The 17,257-nt window shown below is 54.4% G+C and carries 15 protein-coding genes; 9 read left to right on the forward strand and 6 right to left on the reverse strand.

The annotated features are described in order from the left end of the window. Window positions 1–5: 5 nt before the first annotated feature. From fhuC to hrpB, 4 genes are all read right to left on the reverse strand, one after another. Window positions 6–800: a Fe3+-hydroxamate ABC transporter ATP-binding protein FhuC gene (fhuC, locus tag SC127_RS05090; RefSeq protein ID WP_215847583.1), complete on the reverse strand. Its 795-nt coding sequence runs from the start codon at window positions 798–800 to the stop codon at window positions 6–8. 40 nt (window positions 801–840) lie between these two features. Next, window positions 841–3,051: a ferrichrome porin FhuA gene (fhuA, locus tag SC127_RS05095; protein ID WP_243078559.1), complete on the reverse strand. Its 2,211-nt coding sequence runs from the start codon at window positions 3,049–3,051 to the stop codon at window positions 841–843. A 201-nt stretch (window positions 3,052–3,252) separates the two neighbouring features. Beyond that, a complete protein-coding gene (mrcB, locus tag SC127_RS05100; protein ID WP_243078560.1) occupies window positions 3,253–5,778 on the reverse strand; it encodes a bifunctional glycosyl transferase/transpeptidase in 2,526 nt (841 codons plus the stop codon). A gap of 98 nt (window positions 5,779–5,876) precedes the next feature. Beyond that, entirely contained in the window at window positions 5,877–8,360 is a 2,484-nt protein-coding gene (hrpB, locus tag SC127_RS05105) for an ATP-dependent helicase HrpB (protein ID WP_332625556.1), read from the reverse strand. Window positions 8,361–8,396: 36 nt separating this feature from the next. Between hrpB and thpR the strand changes: the two genes are divergently transcribed. The 9 genes from thpR to panD all read left to right on the forward strand — a co-directional run bounded on the left by thpR (window position 8,397) and on the right by panD (window position 15,462). After that, the gene (gene thpR, locus SC127_RS05110; RefSeq protein ID WP_215847585.1) at window positions 8,397–8,924 is read left to right on the forward strand and encodes an RNA 2',3'-cyclic phosphodiesterase; all 528 of its coding nucleotides are present in this window, start codon (window positions 8,397–8,399) and stop codon (window positions 8,922–8,924) included. Window positions 8,925–8,935: 11 nt separating this feature from the next. Further along, complete coding sequence (gene sfsA / locus SC127_RS05115; protein ID WP_215847586.1) at window positions 8,936–9,640, forward strand: DNA/RNA nuclease SfsA; 705 nt, start codon at window positions 8,936–8,938, stop codon at window positions 9,638–9,640. A gap of 247 nt (window positions 9,641–9,887) precedes the next feature. Further along, window positions 9,888–10,343: an RNA polymerase-binding protein DksA gene (gene dksA / locus SC127_RS05120; RefSeq protein WP_008925615.1), complete on the forward strand. Its 456-nt coding sequence runs from the start codon at window positions 9,888–9,890 to the stop codon at window positions 10,341–10,343. 73 nt (window positions 10,344–10,416) lie between these two features. Next, window positions 10,417–11,346 carry a tRNA glutamyl-Q(34) synthetase GluQRS gene (gene gluQRS / locus SC127_RS05125; RefSeq protein WP_215848334.1) on the forward strand — a complete coding sequence of 310 codons (930 nt, stop codon included), beginning with the start codon at window positions 10,417–10,419 and terminating at the stop codon, window positions 11,344–11,346. Between the two features lie 40 nt (window positions 11,347–11,386). Then, complete coding sequence (gene pcnB / locus SC127_RS05130; RefSeq protein ID WP_215848335.1) at window positions 11,387–12,799, forward strand: polynucleotide adenylyltransferase PcnB; 1,413 nt, start codon at window positions 11,387–11,389, stop codon at window positions 12,797–12,799. Further along, a complete protein-coding gene (folK, locus tag SC127_RS05135; protein WP_243078563.1) occupies window positions 12,796–13,281 on the forward strand; it encodes a 2-amino-4-hydroxy-6-hydroxymethyldihydropteridine diphosphokinase in 486 nt (161 codons plus the stop codon). The genes pcnB and folK overlap by 4 nt, the downstream gene beginning before the upstream one ends. Before the next feature lie 85 nt (window positions 13,282–13,366). After that, window positions 13,367–14,161 carry a 3-methyl-2-oxobutanoate hydroxymethyltransferase gene (gene panB / locus SC127_RS05140; RefSeq protein ID WP_215847587.1) on the forward strand — a complete coding sequence of 265 codons (795 nt, stop codon included), beginning with the start codon at window positions 13,367–13,369 and terminating at the stop codon, window positions 14,159–14,161. 15 nt (window positions 14,162–14,176) lie between these two features. Then, the gene (panC, locus tag SC127_RS05145; protein ID WP_332625586.1) at window positions 14,177–15,031 is read left to right on the forward strand and encodes a pantoate--beta-alanine ligase; all 855 of its coding nucleotides are present in this window, start codon (window positions 14,177–14,179) and stop codon (window positions 15,029–15,031) included. Window positions 15,032–15,081: 50 nt separating this feature from the next. Beyond that, window positions 15,082–15,462, forward strand: a complete 381-nt coding sequence (panD, locus tag SC127_RS05150) for an aspartate 1-decarboxylase (RefSeq protein ID WP_215847589.1) — start codon at window positions 15,082–15,084, stop codon at window positions 15,460–15,462. A 70-nt stretch (window positions 15,463–15,532) separates the two neighbouring features. On the opposite strand, the gene SC127_RS05155 is transcribed toward panD, so the two are convergent. After that, on the reverse strand, window positions 15,533–16,303 hold the full coding sequence (locus SC127_RS05155) for an ABC transporter permease (protein WP_215847590.1): 771 nt from the start codon (window positions 16,301–16,303) through the stop codon (window positions 15,533–15,535). Next, complete coding sequence (locus tag SC127_RS05160; protein WP_243078564.1) at window positions 16,300–17,226, reverse strand: ABC transporter ATP-binding protein; 927 nt, start codon at window positions 17,224–17,226, stop codon at window positions 16,300–16,302. The genes SC127_RS05155 and SC127_RS05160 overlap by 4 nt, the downstream gene beginning before the upstream one ends. Between the last annotated feature and the right edge of the window lie 31 nt (window positions 17,227–17,257).

The following is a 17,257-nucleotide window of genomic DNA, read 5'->3' on the forward strand; positions in this document are numbered from 1 at the left end:
CATCCTTAGTAAACAAAACTGACCGGCGCGCCGCCCTGCGGATGAGGCAAAATGCCCATGGGAATACCGTAAATGGCTGCCAGCACGTCGGCCTGCATAATGGTTTCCGGGCCGCCTTCGGCAATCATTGACCCGCCGCGTAGCGCCACCAGATGATCGCAATAACGCGCCGCCATATTGATGTCATGTAATACCGCGATCACGGTTAAACCGCGTTCACGGCTGAGGCGTTGAATCAGCGCGAGTACATCTACCTGATGCGCAATATCCAGCGCAGAGGTTGGTTCATCCAGCAGTAAACAGCGGCTGTTTTGCGCCACCAGCATCGCCAGCCATGCACGCTGCCGCTCACCGCCGGACAAGCTATCCACCAGCCGGCTGGCGAAGGGGTTTAGCCCAACCAGCGCAATCGCCTCATCGACACGATCGCGATCTTCCTGGCCGAAACGCCCCAGCGCGCCATGCCAAGGATAACGTCCAATCGCCACCAGTTCACGTACCGTCATTCCTTCTGCAGCAGGCAGTTGCTGTGGCAGATAAGCCACCTGACGCGCAAAAGCTTTGCTGCTCCAGTTCTCTATTGGCCGATTGTTAAGCAAAACCTGGCCTTCGCTGGCAGCATGATGACGCCCCAACATTTTCAGCAAAGTGGATTTGCCCGATCCGTTATGACCAATCAATGCGGTGACTTTGCCAGGCGGAAAGGTCAGCGTGAGCGGATGGAGCAGCGTGCGGCCAGGCACGTGAAAGCTGACATTTTGCAGTGTAAAAGTGGTTTCTTCGGCGTGCTGATGCTGCATGAGAATCCCTGTAAAACGGGCGCCGCAGCGCCCGGTTAAATCAGAATCTGAAGGTCGCGGTGCCCACAATTTGACGTTCTGCGCCCCAGTAACACGCGTATTCGCGGTAACAGCTGGCGACATAATCACGATCAAACAGGTTATTGACGTTAACGCCTACCGTCGATCCAGGCAAACCGAAGCGGCCTAAATCATACTTCAGCGCAGCATCAACCGTGGTGTAACCCGCAACGTCGAAGTTCTGGTTAACGTTGTCGCCCGTGCTATACAAACCTTTGCTTTCACCGACGTAACGCACGCCAGCCCCCACGGTGACACCCGAAAGCGCTGTCTCATGGAAGGTGTAATCGCTCCACAATGACGCCATATGCTTCGGCACCTGAACCGGTGTTTTGCCTTTTAGCGTGGTGTCTTCGGTGTATTCCGCATCGGTGTAAGTGTACGACGCGGTCAGGTTGATGTTGGCATTCAGCGCCGCTTTGGCTTCCAGCTCAACGCCGCGTGAACGGATCTCACCGCTTTGAATGCTGGCAAAAGGATGGTTTACGCTATCGGGATCGGCGGTGAGGTTTTTGGTTTTGGTCAGCTGATACACCGCAGCAGTGATAACAACAGGGCGATCTTTCGGCACATACTTCACTCCCGCCTCATACTGTTTAGCGCGTGAAGGATCAAACGCCTCGCCACCCCACGTCGCACCCGCGTTAGGTATGAAAGATTCGCTGTAGCTGAAATAGGGTGCAATGCCGTTATCAAACACATAGTTCAGGCCACCGCGCCAGGTAAACGCTTGATCGTTCTGGCGATCAACCGAGTCTGCTACACGATCGTAAACTGAATTCATGGCGTAATCGTAGCGACCACCGAGCGTCAATACCCAGCGATCCCATTCCAACTGATCTTGCGCATACAAACCGGTTTGACGTTGTTTATTGAGATGCTGATAAGGATCGGCAAATGGCGTCACGCTGTCATCACCATATTGAGGACTCACAGCATTCAACGGCGATGCCGTACCAAACTGCGCATCTATATCGTTGCGCGTACGCTGGAAATCCACGCCCAGCAATAAGGTGTGGTCAACCTGACCAGTCGCAAATTTGGCCTGCGCCTGGTTATCCACCGCGAACTGGTTCAGCTTCTCATTTGAAGTGGCCGAACCACGTGTAATCTCCTGCGTGGCGGGCAGATAACCGTTGCCGTAAATACTGCGATAATCGGTACGTAAATCCGCGTAGCGCAGGTTTTGCCGCACCGTCCACGTATCATTAAAACTGTGTTCGACGTTATAGCCGACCATTTTGGTGTTACGCGAGATCTTGTTGCTGTCTTCGCCTTCATCAAAGTTGGTAGGAAGTTTGTATTCGCTGCCGTCGGCACGAATGATAGGTACTACCGTGCCCTGACGCGGTAGCCAGCCGTAATAGCCGGTTTCAGGTTCGTTCTGGAAATAGGTCAGCAGATCGAAGCGGGTATTTTCATCAGGACGCCAGCTGAATGACGGCGCGAGGGTATAACGCTTCTCTTTGTTCATATCCTGCTGCGCATCCTGACTGCGAGCCTGGCCAGTCAGGCGATAACTGTAAACGCCATCATCGTCCAGCGATCCGCTGAAGTCGAAGCCCGTCGAGAACAGATTGTCGTTGCCCATCTGGAATTGCACTTCACGCAGTGTTTCCTGAGTTGGGCGCTTGCTGACCAGTGAAACCACGCCGCCTGGATTGCTTTTGCCATACAGCACCGAAACCGGGCCGCGCAGCAGTTCCGCACGCTCAAGAAAATAGGGATCGATGGCAAATTCAGAGTAGTTGTCGCCCTGTAGCTTCAGGCCATCAAGATATTGATTGGTGTTGGTTTCGCTGAAACCGCGAATCGACAGCGCATCGATCACATCGGAGCTGCCGCGGTTACCGGTTAATACGCCTGGCGTGTAGTTAAAGGCACCTTTCACGCTGGTAACGTTACGCATCTCCATCTCTTCACGCGTTACTACGGAAACCGACTGCGGATTTTTTTCGATGGGTGTATCGGTCTTGGTACCCGTGGCACTGCGTTTCGCGGCAACAGTTGGAGCGGGTCCCCATGCGCTTTCCTGCTCTACGCCGCCTCCGCCATCTGCTGAAACAACAATCGTCTCTTCGGCAAAGGCACCGGCGCTGAAACCACTGAGCGCAAGGGCAATCATCAAGGTCAGAGGCTGACGAGAAAAAACACCGCTTTTGTAACAAGGAAAAGTCGTTCGCGCATTCATAAAGTTATCTCTAATAGATGAGTTTTGGGCAGGCGAATCGAAACGATAATGATTATTATAACGGTCGGATAATATGCGAAACGCAGCAATCACTGCAAGCAAAAAACCCAAGCGTGACGCCGTTTGCAGCGCGATTGACCGTTATTGATCAAGCACAAAAAAAGGGCGCATAAGCGCCCTTTTTACTCATTACTCTTTCAACTACTTGCCGAACATATCCTTTATCCAGCCCGCAACGCCATCGCTGTCTTTCTGCTCTTGCTGCTGCTGTTGCTGCTGCTGAACTTGTTGTTCCTGCTGCTGCTCTACCTGCTGCTGCTGTTCAACTTGCTGCTGCTGCTGCTCGCAAAGCGCATTAGGATCCAGCGCCCACACCGGCAGCGAGCGCCAGGTGCTGCTGCCTGTGCCGCAAACAAAGTTGCCCGCAGAATCAACATTCATCAATGACACATCTTCTGGCGGCGTCAGCTGAAGCGGCATCGGCGCCTGATTGTCGAGATAACGGCGATAAAGCTGCATCGCACCACTTGCACCATAAAGCTTGGTGGGTTGGTTGTTATCACGGCCTACCCAGGTAATCGCCACTTCTTTACCGTCGACACCGGCGAACCAGCTATCGATCAGGTCGTTAGTGGTACCGGTTTTACCCGCCAGATGCGCATTCGGGAAACGCGCGCCCAGCGCACGTGCAGTTCCGTGGCTCGCAACCTGCTGCATGGTGTAAAGCGTCAGGTAAGCCGCTTGCGCAGGCTCAACACGTTGCGCCTGTGGGAAGCTCTGATAGAGCACTGTGCCATCTTCTGCAATCACCGAACGCACCGCTGACAGGGGCGCACGGTTGCCGCCGCTGGCAATCGACTGGAAAGCTTGCGCGACTTCAATCGGCGTCAGGTTAAGAGCACCCAACAGCATTGAAGGAACCGGATGCAGCTGATCTTTCGGCACGCCCAGCTTGGTCCAGGTATCCATTACCGCATCCAGACCCAGCGTCATACCAAGGTTAACTGTCGGCACGTTCATGGAGTTGGTCAGCGCATCCACCAGCATCACTTTGCCGCTGAATCGACGATCGTCATTCATCGGTTTCCAGATCGAACCGTTTGGCTGTTTCAGCGCAATCGGTTCATCCGCAATCCAGCTGTTGAGACGATAGCTGTTCGGCTGGCTCAGTGCCGTTAAATAGGTCGCCGGTTTTGCCAGCGAACCGATAGAACGACGCGCCTGCAGCGCACGGTTATAACCGGCAAACTGCGGATCGGCACCGCCGACCATGGCACGCACTTCGCCACTGAAGCGATCAACCACCACCATCGCGGTTTCCAGATCTTTTAAGCCGCGCTGTTTTTTCAGGGTTGGAATACCGTCAAGTACCGCTTTTTCCGCTGCATCCTGCGATACCGGATCGAGCGTGGTAAAGATTTTCACGCCAGAGAGATCTTTAACTTTGTCGCCCAGCCGGGTCTGGAGTTCGTTACGCACCATCTGCATGAAAGCAGGCTGCGGCGTAATCACGCCACCTTTCGGCTGCACACCCAGCGGACGCGCCGACAGCATGTCGTAGAGTTCCTGATCGATCACTTTTTGCTGCTGCAACAAACGCAGCACTAAGTTACGACGTTCCAGCGCCAGTTTCGGGTTACGCCACGGATTATAGAGCGAAGCGCCTTTTACCATGCCGACCAGCATCGCCTGTTGGTCGAGGCTCAGCTCATCGACCGGACGACCAAAGTAATACAAGCTGGCCAGCGGGAAGCCGCGAATCTGATCGTTGCCAGCCTGGCCGAGGTAAACCTCGTTCAGATAGAGCTCAAGGATGCGATCTTTGCTGTAGCGCGCATCCATGATCACCGCCATGTAAGCTTCACGGGCTTTACGCCACAGCGAACGCTCATTGGTCAGGAACAGGTTTTTTACCAACTGCTGAGTCAGCGTACTGCCGCCCTGCACCGCTTTACCGGCGGTAATGTTCGCCAGGAAAGCGCGACCAATCGAATAGGGGCTAATACCATCATGTTCATAGAAGTGGCGATCTTCAGTGGCGATCAAGGTATCGACCAGCAGATCCGGGAAACCTGCGCGTGGCACAAACAAGCGCTGCTCACCATTGGGTGATTGCAGCATGGTGATCAGACGCGGATCGAGGCGGAAAAAGCCAAAGTCGCGACCGTTATCCAGGTTCTTGATCTCACTCAGCTCATCTTTGCTGAAGGTCATGCGCGCGTGGATCTGCCCTTCTTTACTGTCCGGGAAGTCAAACGGACGACGCAGCATATCGATGGTGTTGCCTTTGATCGAGAACTCGCCGGGACGGGTAATGCGCGATACTTCGCGATACTGCGTACCTTCCAGCAGCGCCACCATTTCGCTTTTGTTGTACGCCATACCGGGTTCGAGGCTGACCATACGTCCGTACACCGTGGCAGGCAACTGCCATACTTTACCATCAATGCGGCTTCGGATTTCCGAGTCGAGATAGACGCCCCATGCCGCCATTACCACTACAAATACCAGGAAGAGTTTAATTAACCATCCCAACCAACGGCGTTTGCCGCGCGGCTTTCCGCTTTTACCTTTACGTGGCACGGGTGCCTTCTCCTCGTAATCATCGTCAAAATCATCCTGCGCGATATCGTCATCGATATCTCTGCGGCGACCCCGGTTCGCGCTGCGGCGCGGCGGCAGCTGCTTTCCTTTGCGCCCAATAGGTTCGCGATCGTTCCCAGACATTCGTTTCGTTCTCCAGGCATAGCCATCGGCAAGGCGGTTACTCTAACTGCTTTATCGCATTCCGCATGGCAGAACCCTCTGAATTCGATCCAGCGTTCTCAACCTTGCGGGGAATATTTTTTCGTGCGTCTTGTTGGCAAAGCGTTTGCTGGATCGTCAGGCCAGGGATGTTTGGGATAGCGCCCTTTCATCTCCTTTTGGACGTCCAGATACGCGCCACGCCAGAACGCAGCGAGGTCACGGGTGATCTGCAGCGGGCGCTGTGCGGGTGATAACAGCTCCAGCACCAGCGGCACGCGCCCTTCTGCGACGGCGGGATTGATGGCTTCGCCAAACATCTCCTGAATCCGCACCGCCAGCGCCGGAGGCTTATCCGCATGATAGCGAATAGGTAGACGACTTCCGGTCGGCACAGTGTAATGAGTTGGCAGCACAGTATCCAGCCGCTGACGTTGTGACCATGTGAGCAAATGTAATAGCGCGCTAACAAGATTGACCGACTGCAGGCTTTTTAGATCGCGTACCGCGCTCATCTGCGGCAACAGCCATTGCTCCAGTGAATCAAGCAACGCGGCATCGTCCATCGCGGGCCAGTTCTCTTCCGGCAGCCATTCAACCGCGCAGTGTAGACGCAGACGCAGCTGTTCAGCTTCCGGTGTCCAGCCGAGCACCGATAAACCTTTCTCGCTGATCCAGCGCAGCATCGCGGCATGCAGTACCTCTGGTTCAGGGCGCGCCAGCGGTTGCGTTTTGAGGATTAACGCTCCGATCTGCTCACGTCTGAAAGCGCGCAACGTGCCTTTTTCATCATCCCATTCCACTTCCATACGTTGCTCAATCAACGCGGGATGCTGGCGACACAACGCATCGATATCTACCGGCAACGCCAGCAACATGCGTGCATCCGGTGCGGCGCTGCCTTGTAACAACGCAGGCGCAATCAGCCATTCATTACGCGTTAATCCATCCTGCTCATCCAGTTTCGCGCCCAGGCCGTTAGCCAGCTGATAGCGACCACTTTGATCGCGACGACGTGCCAGACGATCGCCAAACCCCGCAGCCAGTAAGACGGCAAAGCGATCTTCATCCACACGCCCACCGCTGACCTTAAGCCGCTTTTGCCACTGCTGAGCACGACGTTGCCAGTGCGGCTGGGGCCGATGCAGCGCATCCCGTAAATCGGCGCTGCCGCTGCGCGGGGGATCTTCCAGAATCGCCACCAGCAAAGCGGCGCTGGCAACCGCATCAGCATCCTCGCCAGCGGCGAGCAAGATAGCAGCTAAACGCGGATCGCTACCGAGCTGCGCCATGCGGCGACCTTGCGCGTTAAGTTGACCCTTGTCGGCTAACGCGCCGAGGTGCGTTAACTGTTGCTGTGCAGCGCGCAGATGTTTTGCGGGCGGTAAATCGAGCCATTGCAGCTGCTCGGGTTGCGTACAGCCCCATTGCAGCAAATCTAGCCACAACGATGAGAGATCGCTGTGCAGAATTTCCGCTTCGCTTTGTGCTGCTGCCCGTGAAGCTTGTTCTTGAGGAATGAGATGCAAACAGATGCCGGGCGATAAACGTCCGGCGCGTCCGGCGCGCTGCGTCATTGAAGCCTGGCTAATGCGCTGGGTTTGCAGCCGCGTGACACCGCTGCGCGCATCAAACAACGCGCTGCGTTCCAGTGCGCTGTCAACCACCAAGCGAATACCTTCAATCGTCAGGCTGGTTTCAGCAATATTGGTGGCGAGCACCACTTTGCGTCGCCCTGCAGGTGCAGGAAGAATGGCGCGCCGCTGCGCCGCTAACGGCAATGCACCATATAAAGGCGCAAGATCAACATCCTCCGCCACACGTGATTCCAGCGCGTGCTTTACGCGTTCAATCTCTGCGACACCGGGTAAAAACAGCAGCAGCGAGCCGCTTTCTTCGCGCAACAGTTGCGCCACTTCACGCGCGACCGCCTCATCGAAGCGAACCGATTGATTGAGCGATGCGTAACGCCGCTCGACGGGGTAACTGCGCCCTTCTGAAATGATCAACGGCGCATTTGGCAGCATCGCCGCCAAACGGGCATTGTCGAGGGTTGCCGACATCAACAAAATCTTCAGGTCTTCGCGCAGACCTTGCTGCACGTCAAGCAACAGCGCGAGCGCGACATCAGCTTGCAGGCTGCGCTCATGAAACTCATCCAGGATCACTAACGAGACGCCATCCAGCATGGGATCTTGCTGCAACATCCGGGTGAGAATGCCTTCGGTCACGACCTCTAATCGGGTATTACCGCTAATGCAGGTTTCACCGCGCATGCGATAACCCACGGTTTCGCCCGGCTGCTGATTGAGCTGTTCCGCCAGCCGCTGCGCCACGTTGCGCGCCGCCAGACGACGCGGTTCCAGCATAATGATCCGGCCAGGCAGCGCCGCATGTTCCAGTAATTGCAGCGGCAGCCAGGTCGATTTGCCTGCGCCGGTAGGCGCGGCCAGCAGGATTTGTGACGCCGTGTTAAGCGCCGCTAAAATGTCAGGCAGCACCGCGCTGACGGGTAAATCACTCACAGCAAACTCCGATTCCGCCTGTGCTAATATGGCGCGCATTGTAGCACCCATCCGTGAGGATTGCCGGAGACCGCCATGCCGACACAACGCTTATTCTTTGCTATCAGCCTGCCCGACGATCTTCAGCAACAGCTGGTGCGTTGGCGGGCAGAAAACTTTGCTGAAGAGGCTGGACGCCCGGTTGCTGCGGCCAATATGCATATTACGCTGGCATTTCTGGGCGAGGTTTCCAGCGAGACGTCGCAGCGCTTACAGACGCTGGCGTCACGCATTGTGCAGCCTGGTTTTGATGTCGATCTTGATGATGCCGGACACTGGCCACGTCCCGGCGTGGTATGGCTCGGTTGTCAGCGCCCGCCTCGCGGCTTGTTACAGCTCGCCAGCCTGCTGCGAGCCCAAGCTGCGCGTCACGGCTGTGTACAAAGTCCCCAGCCGTTTCATCCGCATGTGACCTTATTACGCCACGCTTACCAGCCGGTTGCGCTACCGCCGCGCGGCTTTCACTGGCGCTTTCGCGTGGCGCATTTTTCTCTTTATGCTTCGGAGTTTGCTAAAGGCCGCACGCGTTATCGCGCGCTGGCAAGCTGGCCGTTGCAGGCTTGATCAGGAATCCTATGCATTTTTCTCCACCGCTTAAATCCGCCCGTTTACTTGCCCGTTACAAACGTTTTCTCGCCGATGTGGTGACACCCGAAGGCGAAACATTGACGATTCACTGCGCCAATACCGGTGCAATGACCGGCTGCGCTACACCGGGCGATACAGTGTGGTATTCCACGTCGGAGAGCCTGACGCGTAAATATCCCCACAGTTGGGAAATTACTGAGACGCAATCAGGCCACTGGATTTGCGTTAATACCTTGCGCGCCAATCAGTTAGTGCGTGAAGCGTTGGATCAGCAACGTATTCCAGAGTTATCCGCTTACGAACATTGCCAGGCTGAGGTGAAGTACGGCAGCGAAAAAAGCCGAATTGACTTCCTCCTCCAGGCGAAGGACAAGCGCAACTGCTATATTGAGGTGAAATCCGTGACCCTTTTACATCAAGGAAAAGGCTACTTCCCGGATGCGGTGACGACTCGAGGTCAAAAGCACCTGCGCGAGCTAAGCGCAGTTGCCGCTGAAGGTCATCGAGCTGTCTTGTTGTTCGCGGTTCTGCACTCGGGGATTGAGGACGTTTCCCCGGCCCGTCATATTGACGCGGCTTACGCAGAACAACTGGTCCAGGCGCAGAAGGATGGCGTTGAAGTTTTGGCGTATCAGGCAAACTTATCGGTGGCAGGTATGTTTCTTAAAAATCCTGTTGCAGTAAAGTTGTAATATCTTTAGCAATTATTTGTGCTAAGAATGTTCTGAGCATGACGCCAATTACGCTGCTCCTCACAGGCTTGTCAAGGTGCGTTCACGAATAATTGCTAACCTTGACTGCTTCTGTTATTTATAGCGGCCTGTTTTTTTCCCCGTTGGGGGATCGATGTACCCGAGAGATGTCAAGAAGCAGGCAGGCGGCAACGCACCTGTTGCAAGAAGTTGAAGGGTATAGTGCGTGTTATCCAGGAGAAACAACATGCAAGAAGGGCAAAACCGTAAAACATCGTCCCTGAGTATTCTCGCAATCGCTGGGGTTGAGCCTTATCAGGTAAAACCGGGCGAAGAGTATATGAATGATGCCCAGCTGACCCATTTTCGTAAGATTCTGGAAGCCTGGCGTAATCAACTGCGGGACGAAGTGGATCGCACCGTATCGCACATGCAGGATGAAGCTGCCAACTTCCCGGACCCGGTTGACCGTGCCGCGCAGGAAGAGGAATTCAGCCTGGAGCTGCGTAACCGCGATCGCGAACGTAAGCTGATTAAAAAGATCGAAAAAACGCTGAAGAAAGTTGAAGATGACGACTTTGGCTATTGCGATTCCTGTGGCGTAGAGATTGGCATTCGCCGTCTTGAAGCGCGTCCTACCGCCGATCTTTGCATCGACTGTAAGACATTAGCAGAAATCCGCGAGAAACAAATGGCTGGCTAATGCCGCAGCCACTTCGTTGCCGCGCATCAAGAGAACTGCAGGTTTTCTCGTTGCGCGGTAACCTCTAATGCACATGTCAATGTCATCTTGCACTGGGCGCTTCGCCCCATCCCCTTCCGGTGAACTTCACTTTGGCTCACTCATCGCTGCTTTAGGCAGTTACCTTAGCGCGCGCGCGCAAAATGGTCGCTGGCTGGTACGCATTGAGGATATTGATCCGCCGCGTGAAATCCCGGGCGCCGCCACGCATATTCTGCAGCAGCTTGAACAATACGGTTTGCATTGGGATGGTGAGGTGCTGTGGCAATCGCAACGGCATGAAGCTTATCGCGAAGCCCTCGACTGGCTACAACAGCATCGTCAAAGCTACTTTTGTACCTGCCCGCGCAGCCGAATTCAGCAGTTGGGCGGCTTTTATGATGGTCATTGCCGCGATTTACAGCGGGGATCGGAAAACGCCGCATTACGTTTGCGTCAGCATGCGCCGGTGAATGAATTTACCGATCGCCTACGCGGCACGTTGCAGGCCGATCCTCGTCTGGCGCAGGAAGACTTTATTATTCATCGTCGCGATGGGTTGTTCGCTTATAACCTGGCGGTGGTGGTTGACGATTATTTCCAGGGTGTGACCGAAATTGTTCGCGGTGCTGACTTGATTGAACCCACGGTAAGGCAGATCGCGCTTTATCAGCAATTTGGCTGGGCGGTGCCGCAATATCTGCATTTGCCGCTGGCGATCAATGCTGACGGCAATAAGCTTTCGAAGCAAAATCATGCGCCGCCGTTGCCTCAAGGTGATGCACGGCCGCTATTGGTTGAGGCGCTACGCTTTCTTGGTCAGCAGGTTGATGAGAACTGGCAGGACGAAACGCAGGAGAAACTGCTGTCTCGTGCGGTGTCACAGTGGAATATCGCTTTGATCCCTCAAGACAACGCTCTGAAACCGGATGCCAGGACAACAGCATTCTCAAACGGTTCTCAACAGGCTATGATTAGCCGCTGATTTTACCCACACCCTTTTTACGTCACTGTCGAGGTGTCCCATTTTTACCCGAGTAGCTAATTTTTGCAGAAAAGTCCTTAAGCGTGATGACGAGGAGGCACCAGTAGAGGTTGAACCCGAGCGTCTTATGACCATTATTCCTCGTGAAAGCCATATCATCTCACGCAAAGACATCAGCGAAAATGCCCTCAAAGTGCTGTATCGCCTGAATAAAGCCGGTTACGAAGCCTATCTGGTAGGCGGCGGCGTGCGCGATTTGCTGTTAGGGCAAAAGCCGAAGGACTTCGACGTGACCACCAATGCCACGCCAGAGCAGATGCGTAAGCTGTTCCGCAACTGTCGGCTGGTGGGTCGCCGTTTCCGTTTGGCCCATGTGATGTTTGGCCCGGAAGTGATTGAGGTCGCGACTTTCCGTGGTCATCATCAGGCTGAAGAGGAAGTGGACGATCGCAACACGTCGCAGCGCGCTCAAAGCGGCATGCTGTTGCGCGATAACATCTTTGGCAATATTGAAGATGATGCGCAGCGTCGCGATCTCACCATCAATAGCCTTTATTACAGCGTGGCTGATTTCAGCGTGCGCGATTACGTCGGCGGTCTGCACGATTTGCAGGAAGGCATTATTCGACTGATTGGCGATCCGGAAACCCGCTATCGCGAAGATCCGGTGCGGATGCTGCGCGTGGCGCGTTTCGCCGCTAAATTGAACATGCGCATTGCACCAGAGACCGCTGAGCCGATTCCTCGCCTGGCCACGCTATTACGTGACATTCCGCCAGCGCGCCTGTTTGAAGAGTCGCTTAAGCTGCTGCAAGCCGGTTACGGTTACAGTACCTATCTCAAGCTGTGCGAATACCAGTTATTCCAGCCGCTGTTCCCGACGCTGTCACGCAACTTCACCGAAAACGGTGATAGCTTCATGGAACGCATGCTGGCGCAGGTGCTGAAAAATACCGATAACCGCATCCACAACGATATGCGCGTAAACCCGGCATTTTTGTTTGCTGCCATGTTCTGGTATCCCCAGTTGGAAACTGCCGAGCGCATTGCGCAGGAAAGTGGCCTGACCTACTTCGAAGCCTTTGCCATGGCGATGAACGATACGCTGGATGAAGCCTGCAAAGCGCTGGCGATTCCTAAACGTATTACTTCGCTGATTCGCGATATTTGGCAACTCCAGCTGCGTATGTCTCGCCGTCACGGTAAACGAGCGTGGAAGCTGATGGAGCATCCAAAATTCCGTGCAGCCTACGATTTGCTGGCGCTGCGTGCTGAAGTTGAGAATAACCCAGAGCTGTTGCGCCTGAGCCAGTGGTGGGGTGAATTCCAGGTCGCTGCACCGCCGCATCAGAAAACCATGCTGAATACTCTGGGTGATGATCCTTCACCGCGCGGTAAAGCGCGTCGTCGTCGTCCTCGTTCGGCTGCGCCACGGAATCAAAGCGCGTCATGACCCGCGTTTACCTTGCGTTAGGCAGTAATCTCGCCGATCCGCTGCATCAGGTTGATGCAGCGTTGGCAGCGCTGGATGCGCTGCCCGAAACGCAACGTATCGCCACCTCCGCGTTTTATCGCACCCCGCCTTACGGTCCAGCGGATCAGCCAGATTATCTTAACGCTGCCGTCGCGCTGGAAACCCAGCTGTCGCCAGAAAGCCTGCTCGACCACACTCAACGCATCGAGCTTGAGCATGGTCGCGTACGCAAAGCTGAGCGTTGGGGGCCGCGTACGCTGGACATTGACGTCATGCTGTTTGGCGAAGCGGAGATCAATACTGAACGCCTTATCGTGCCGCATTACGACATGCTGAATCGCGCCTTTATGCTGCTGCCGCTGCTTGAGATTGCGCCCGATGCTGCCCTGCCCGATGGACGCGCACTCAAAACCTTTCTTCCTACACTGGATGCCAGCAATATTCGCCTCTGGCACGCCTGAACCGCACAATAGCACTTCTTTCATTCCGCTCCTTGACGCTATCCAGTAAACTTCGCCCATCAGAACTCCCTGAGTTGAGAAGGTTATGAAACCCACCACGATTTCCCATTTACGCCAGTGGAAAGCCAGCGGTAAAAAATTCGCAACGCTGACCGCTTACGATTTCAGTTTTGCTCGCCTGTTTGCTGATGAAGGTATTCAGGTGCTGCTGGTCGGTGATTCTCTTGGCATGACGGTTCAAGGTCACGACTCGACATTACCGGTTACGGTTAGCGATATTGCTTATCACACGGCGGCAGTACGTCGTGGTGCGCCGCAGTCGCTGCTGCTTTCTGACCTGCCCTTCATGAGTTACGCCACGCCTGAGCAAACCTTCGAGAATGCCGCGCAGCTGATGCGCGCCGGGGCCAACATGGTGAAAATTGAAGGTGGCGAGTGGCTGGCTGAGACCGTACGTATGCTCGCCGATCGTGCGGTGCCGGTATGTGGTCATCTCGGGTTAACGCCGCAGTCGGTGAATATTTTCGGTGGCTACAAAGTGCAAGGTCGTGATGAGGCAGGTGCTGAACGCGTGCTGGCTGATGCATTGGCACTGGAAGCAGCAGGTGCACAGTTACTGGTGCTTGAATGCGTGCCGGTCGCGCTGGCGAAGCGCATCACCGAAGCGTTGACCATTCCCGTGATTGGTATTGGTGCCGGTAACGCCACCGATGGTCAGATTTTAGTGATGCATGATGCCTTTGGCATTACCGGCGGGCACATTCCCAAATTTGCTAAAAATTTCCTGGCCGAGACCGGCGACATTCGCGCGGCGATTCGCCACTATATTGCCGAAGTGGAATCTGGGGCTTACCCCGCCGCTGAACACAGTTTCCAGTAATTCAGGAGAATTTCAGTGCTGATCATTGAAACGCTGCCGTTGCTGCGCCGTGAAGTGCGCCGCTGGCGTCAGGAAGGCAAACGCATCGCATTGGTGCCGACCATGGGTAATCTTCACGACGGACATTTAACGCTGGTCGATGAAGCGCGTAACCGCGGTGACATCGTCATCGTGTCGATTTTTGTTAACCCGATGCAATTTGATCGTGCCGACGATTTAGCGCGCTATCCACGCACCTTGCAGGAAGATTGCGAAAAGCTGAACCGTCGTGGTGTAGATGTGGTGTTTGCGCCCTCTCCGGCCGAAGTCTATCCGCACGGCACTAAAAACCAGACCTTCGTTGAAGTGCCGGTACTTTCTTCACTGCTGGAAGGCGCCAGCCGTCCTGGTCATTTCCGTGGCGTCGCCACCATCGTGAGCAAGTTATTTAATCTGGTTCAGCCCGATATCGCCTGCTTTGGTGAGAAAGATTTCCAGCAGCTGGCGATCATCCGCAAAATGGTGGCGGACATGGGCTTTGATATCGACATCGTTGGCGTGCCTACCGTGCGTGCCAAAGATGGTCTGGCGCTGAGCTCACGTAATGGCTATCTCAGCGATGACGAACGTAAGCTGGCACCGGCGTTAAGTCAGGTGATGAATGAGATCGCCACGCAGTTGGCCAATGGCGAACGGCACGTTGATGAGATGATTGAAGCCGCTAACCAATCATTGCTGGAAAAAGGCTTACGTCCAGATGGGCTGGCCATTTGTGATGCTGAGACGCTGCAACCCTTGACGGTCGACAGTCAGTGCGCGGTGGTATTAATGGCGGCGTGGCTCGGCAACGCGCGTTTAATCGATAACAAACAGGTCGATCTCACCCAGTAATTCGCTGTTGCTGGAGAGATTTTTTCCGCTGCATAAGAAAGGTTTTGGCTATGATTCGTACCGTTTTACAAGGTAAGTTACATCGAGTGAAAGTGACGCAAGCGGACCTGAATTATGAAGGTTCCTGCGCTATCGACCAGGATTTTCTTGATGCCTCAGGCATCCTGCAATACGAAGCGATTGATATCTACAACGTGACCAACGGTCAGCGCTTTTCAACCTATGCCATTGCGGCTGAACGCGGCTCAAAAATCATTTCCGTGAATGGTGCAGCGGCGCGTTGTGCCTGTGAAGGCGATATTCTGATTATCTGCTCGTATGTGCAGGTGGAAGAGGCTGAAGCGCGGACATGGCAGCCTAAAGTGGCCTATTTTGAAGGCGACAACCAGATGAAGCGCCTGGCGAAAGCGTTGCCCGTACAGGTAGCCTGACGCTTTGTGCTATTCGCGCCAATAAAATAACGCAGCCTGAGCTGCGTTATTTATATTGCTGATGCTGCGATTAGCTGCGTAAACCGCGGCCACGCTGAATCAGGCTATACACCAAGATATAAAACACCACAATAAAGCCGATCAGCACCGACAACGTGAAAATGATCGGCACATCGTTGATACCCAGAAAACCAAAGCGGAACCCGCTGATCATATAAACCACCGGGTTCAGTTTCGACACCATTTGCCAGAACGGTGGCAGCAGCGTCAGCGAATAGAACACGCCGCCAAGGTAGGTTAACGGTGTCAGCACAAAGGTTGGAATCAAGCTGATGTCATCAAAAGTACGCGCAAACACGGCATTCAGCAGGCCTGCCAGTGAGAACAAAATTGCTGTCAGTAACAAGGTTACTGCCACCATCGTCCATGAATGCACGTGGAACGGCACAAAAAACAGAGAGATTGCTGTAACCAAAATACCGACGCACACGCCGCGCGCGACACCACCACCAACATATCCAGCGATGATAATGTGTGTGGGAACGGGCGCGACTAACAGCTCTTCAATGTTACGCTGGAACTTCGCGCTGAAGAAGGATGACGCCACGTTAGCGTAAGCATTGGTGATCACCGACATCATGATTAAGCCCGGCACAATAAACTGCATGTAGCTAAAACCATGCATATCGCCAATGCGTGAACCGATCAGATTACCGAAGATAATGAAGTAGAGCGTCATGGTAATAACCGGCGGCACCAGCGTCTGAATCCAGATGCGGGCAAAGCGGTTAATTTCCTTGCTCCAGATGCTCTTTAACGCCACCCAGTACAAATGTGTCATGCTTTTGCTCCTGTTTTTCCCTGCACCAGGCCGACGAACAACTCTTCCAGTCGGTTGGCTTTGTTACGCATACTCAATACCTGAACGCCCTGCGCACTAAGCTGGCTGAATACGCTGTTTAATCCCTGTTCACGCATCACTTCCACTTCCAGCGTTGAGGTATCAACCAAGCGATACTGAAAACCTTCCAGTGCAGGCAGCGGGCTGCGCGGGGCTAAATCAAGAATGAAGGTTTCCGATTTCAGCTTGGAGAGCAAACCTTTCATGGAGGTGTTTTCCACCAGTTCACCGCTCTGGATAATGCCAATATTGCGGCACAGCATTTCGGCCTCTTCCAGATAGTGCGTGGTAAGGATAATGGTGGTGCCTTTCGCATTGAGATCTTTCAGAAACACCCACATTGAACGGCGCAGCTCAATGTCTACGCCGGCGGTGGGTTCATCAAGAATCAGCAGTTTGGGTTCATGCATTAAGGCGCGAGCAATCATCAGGCGACGCTTCATACCCCCGGAAAGCATACGCGCACGCTCGTTGCGTTTTTCCCACAGATCGAGCTGCTTCAGGTATTTTTCAGCGCGCGTATTGGCTTCTCGACGTTCAACGCCGTAATAACCCGCCTGATTCACGACAATCTGCATGACGGTTTCAAACGGGTTAAAGTTGAACTCCTGCGGCACCAATCCGAGCTGCCGTTTGGCATTTACCACATCTTTTTCCAGGTCGTAACCAAATACCCGCACGCTGCCTTCGGTCTTATTCACCAGCGAGCTAATAATACCGATAGTGGTGGATTTACCGGCGCCGTTTGGCCCCAGCAGCGCATAAAAGTCGCCCGCCTCAACGTTAAGATCGATCCCTTTCAGCGCCTGCATGCCGCCGGGATAGGTTTTAGTTAACCGGGAAAGTTCCAGTGCATAAGTCATTACGAATCCATACCCTGTTGTAGTGGCATTT

This window comes from Pantoea sp. T14 (assembly GCF_036663535.1).
GTDB lineage: Bacteria > Pseudomonadota > Gammaproteobacteria > Enterobacterales > Enterobacteriaceae > Pantoea > Pantoea phytostimulans.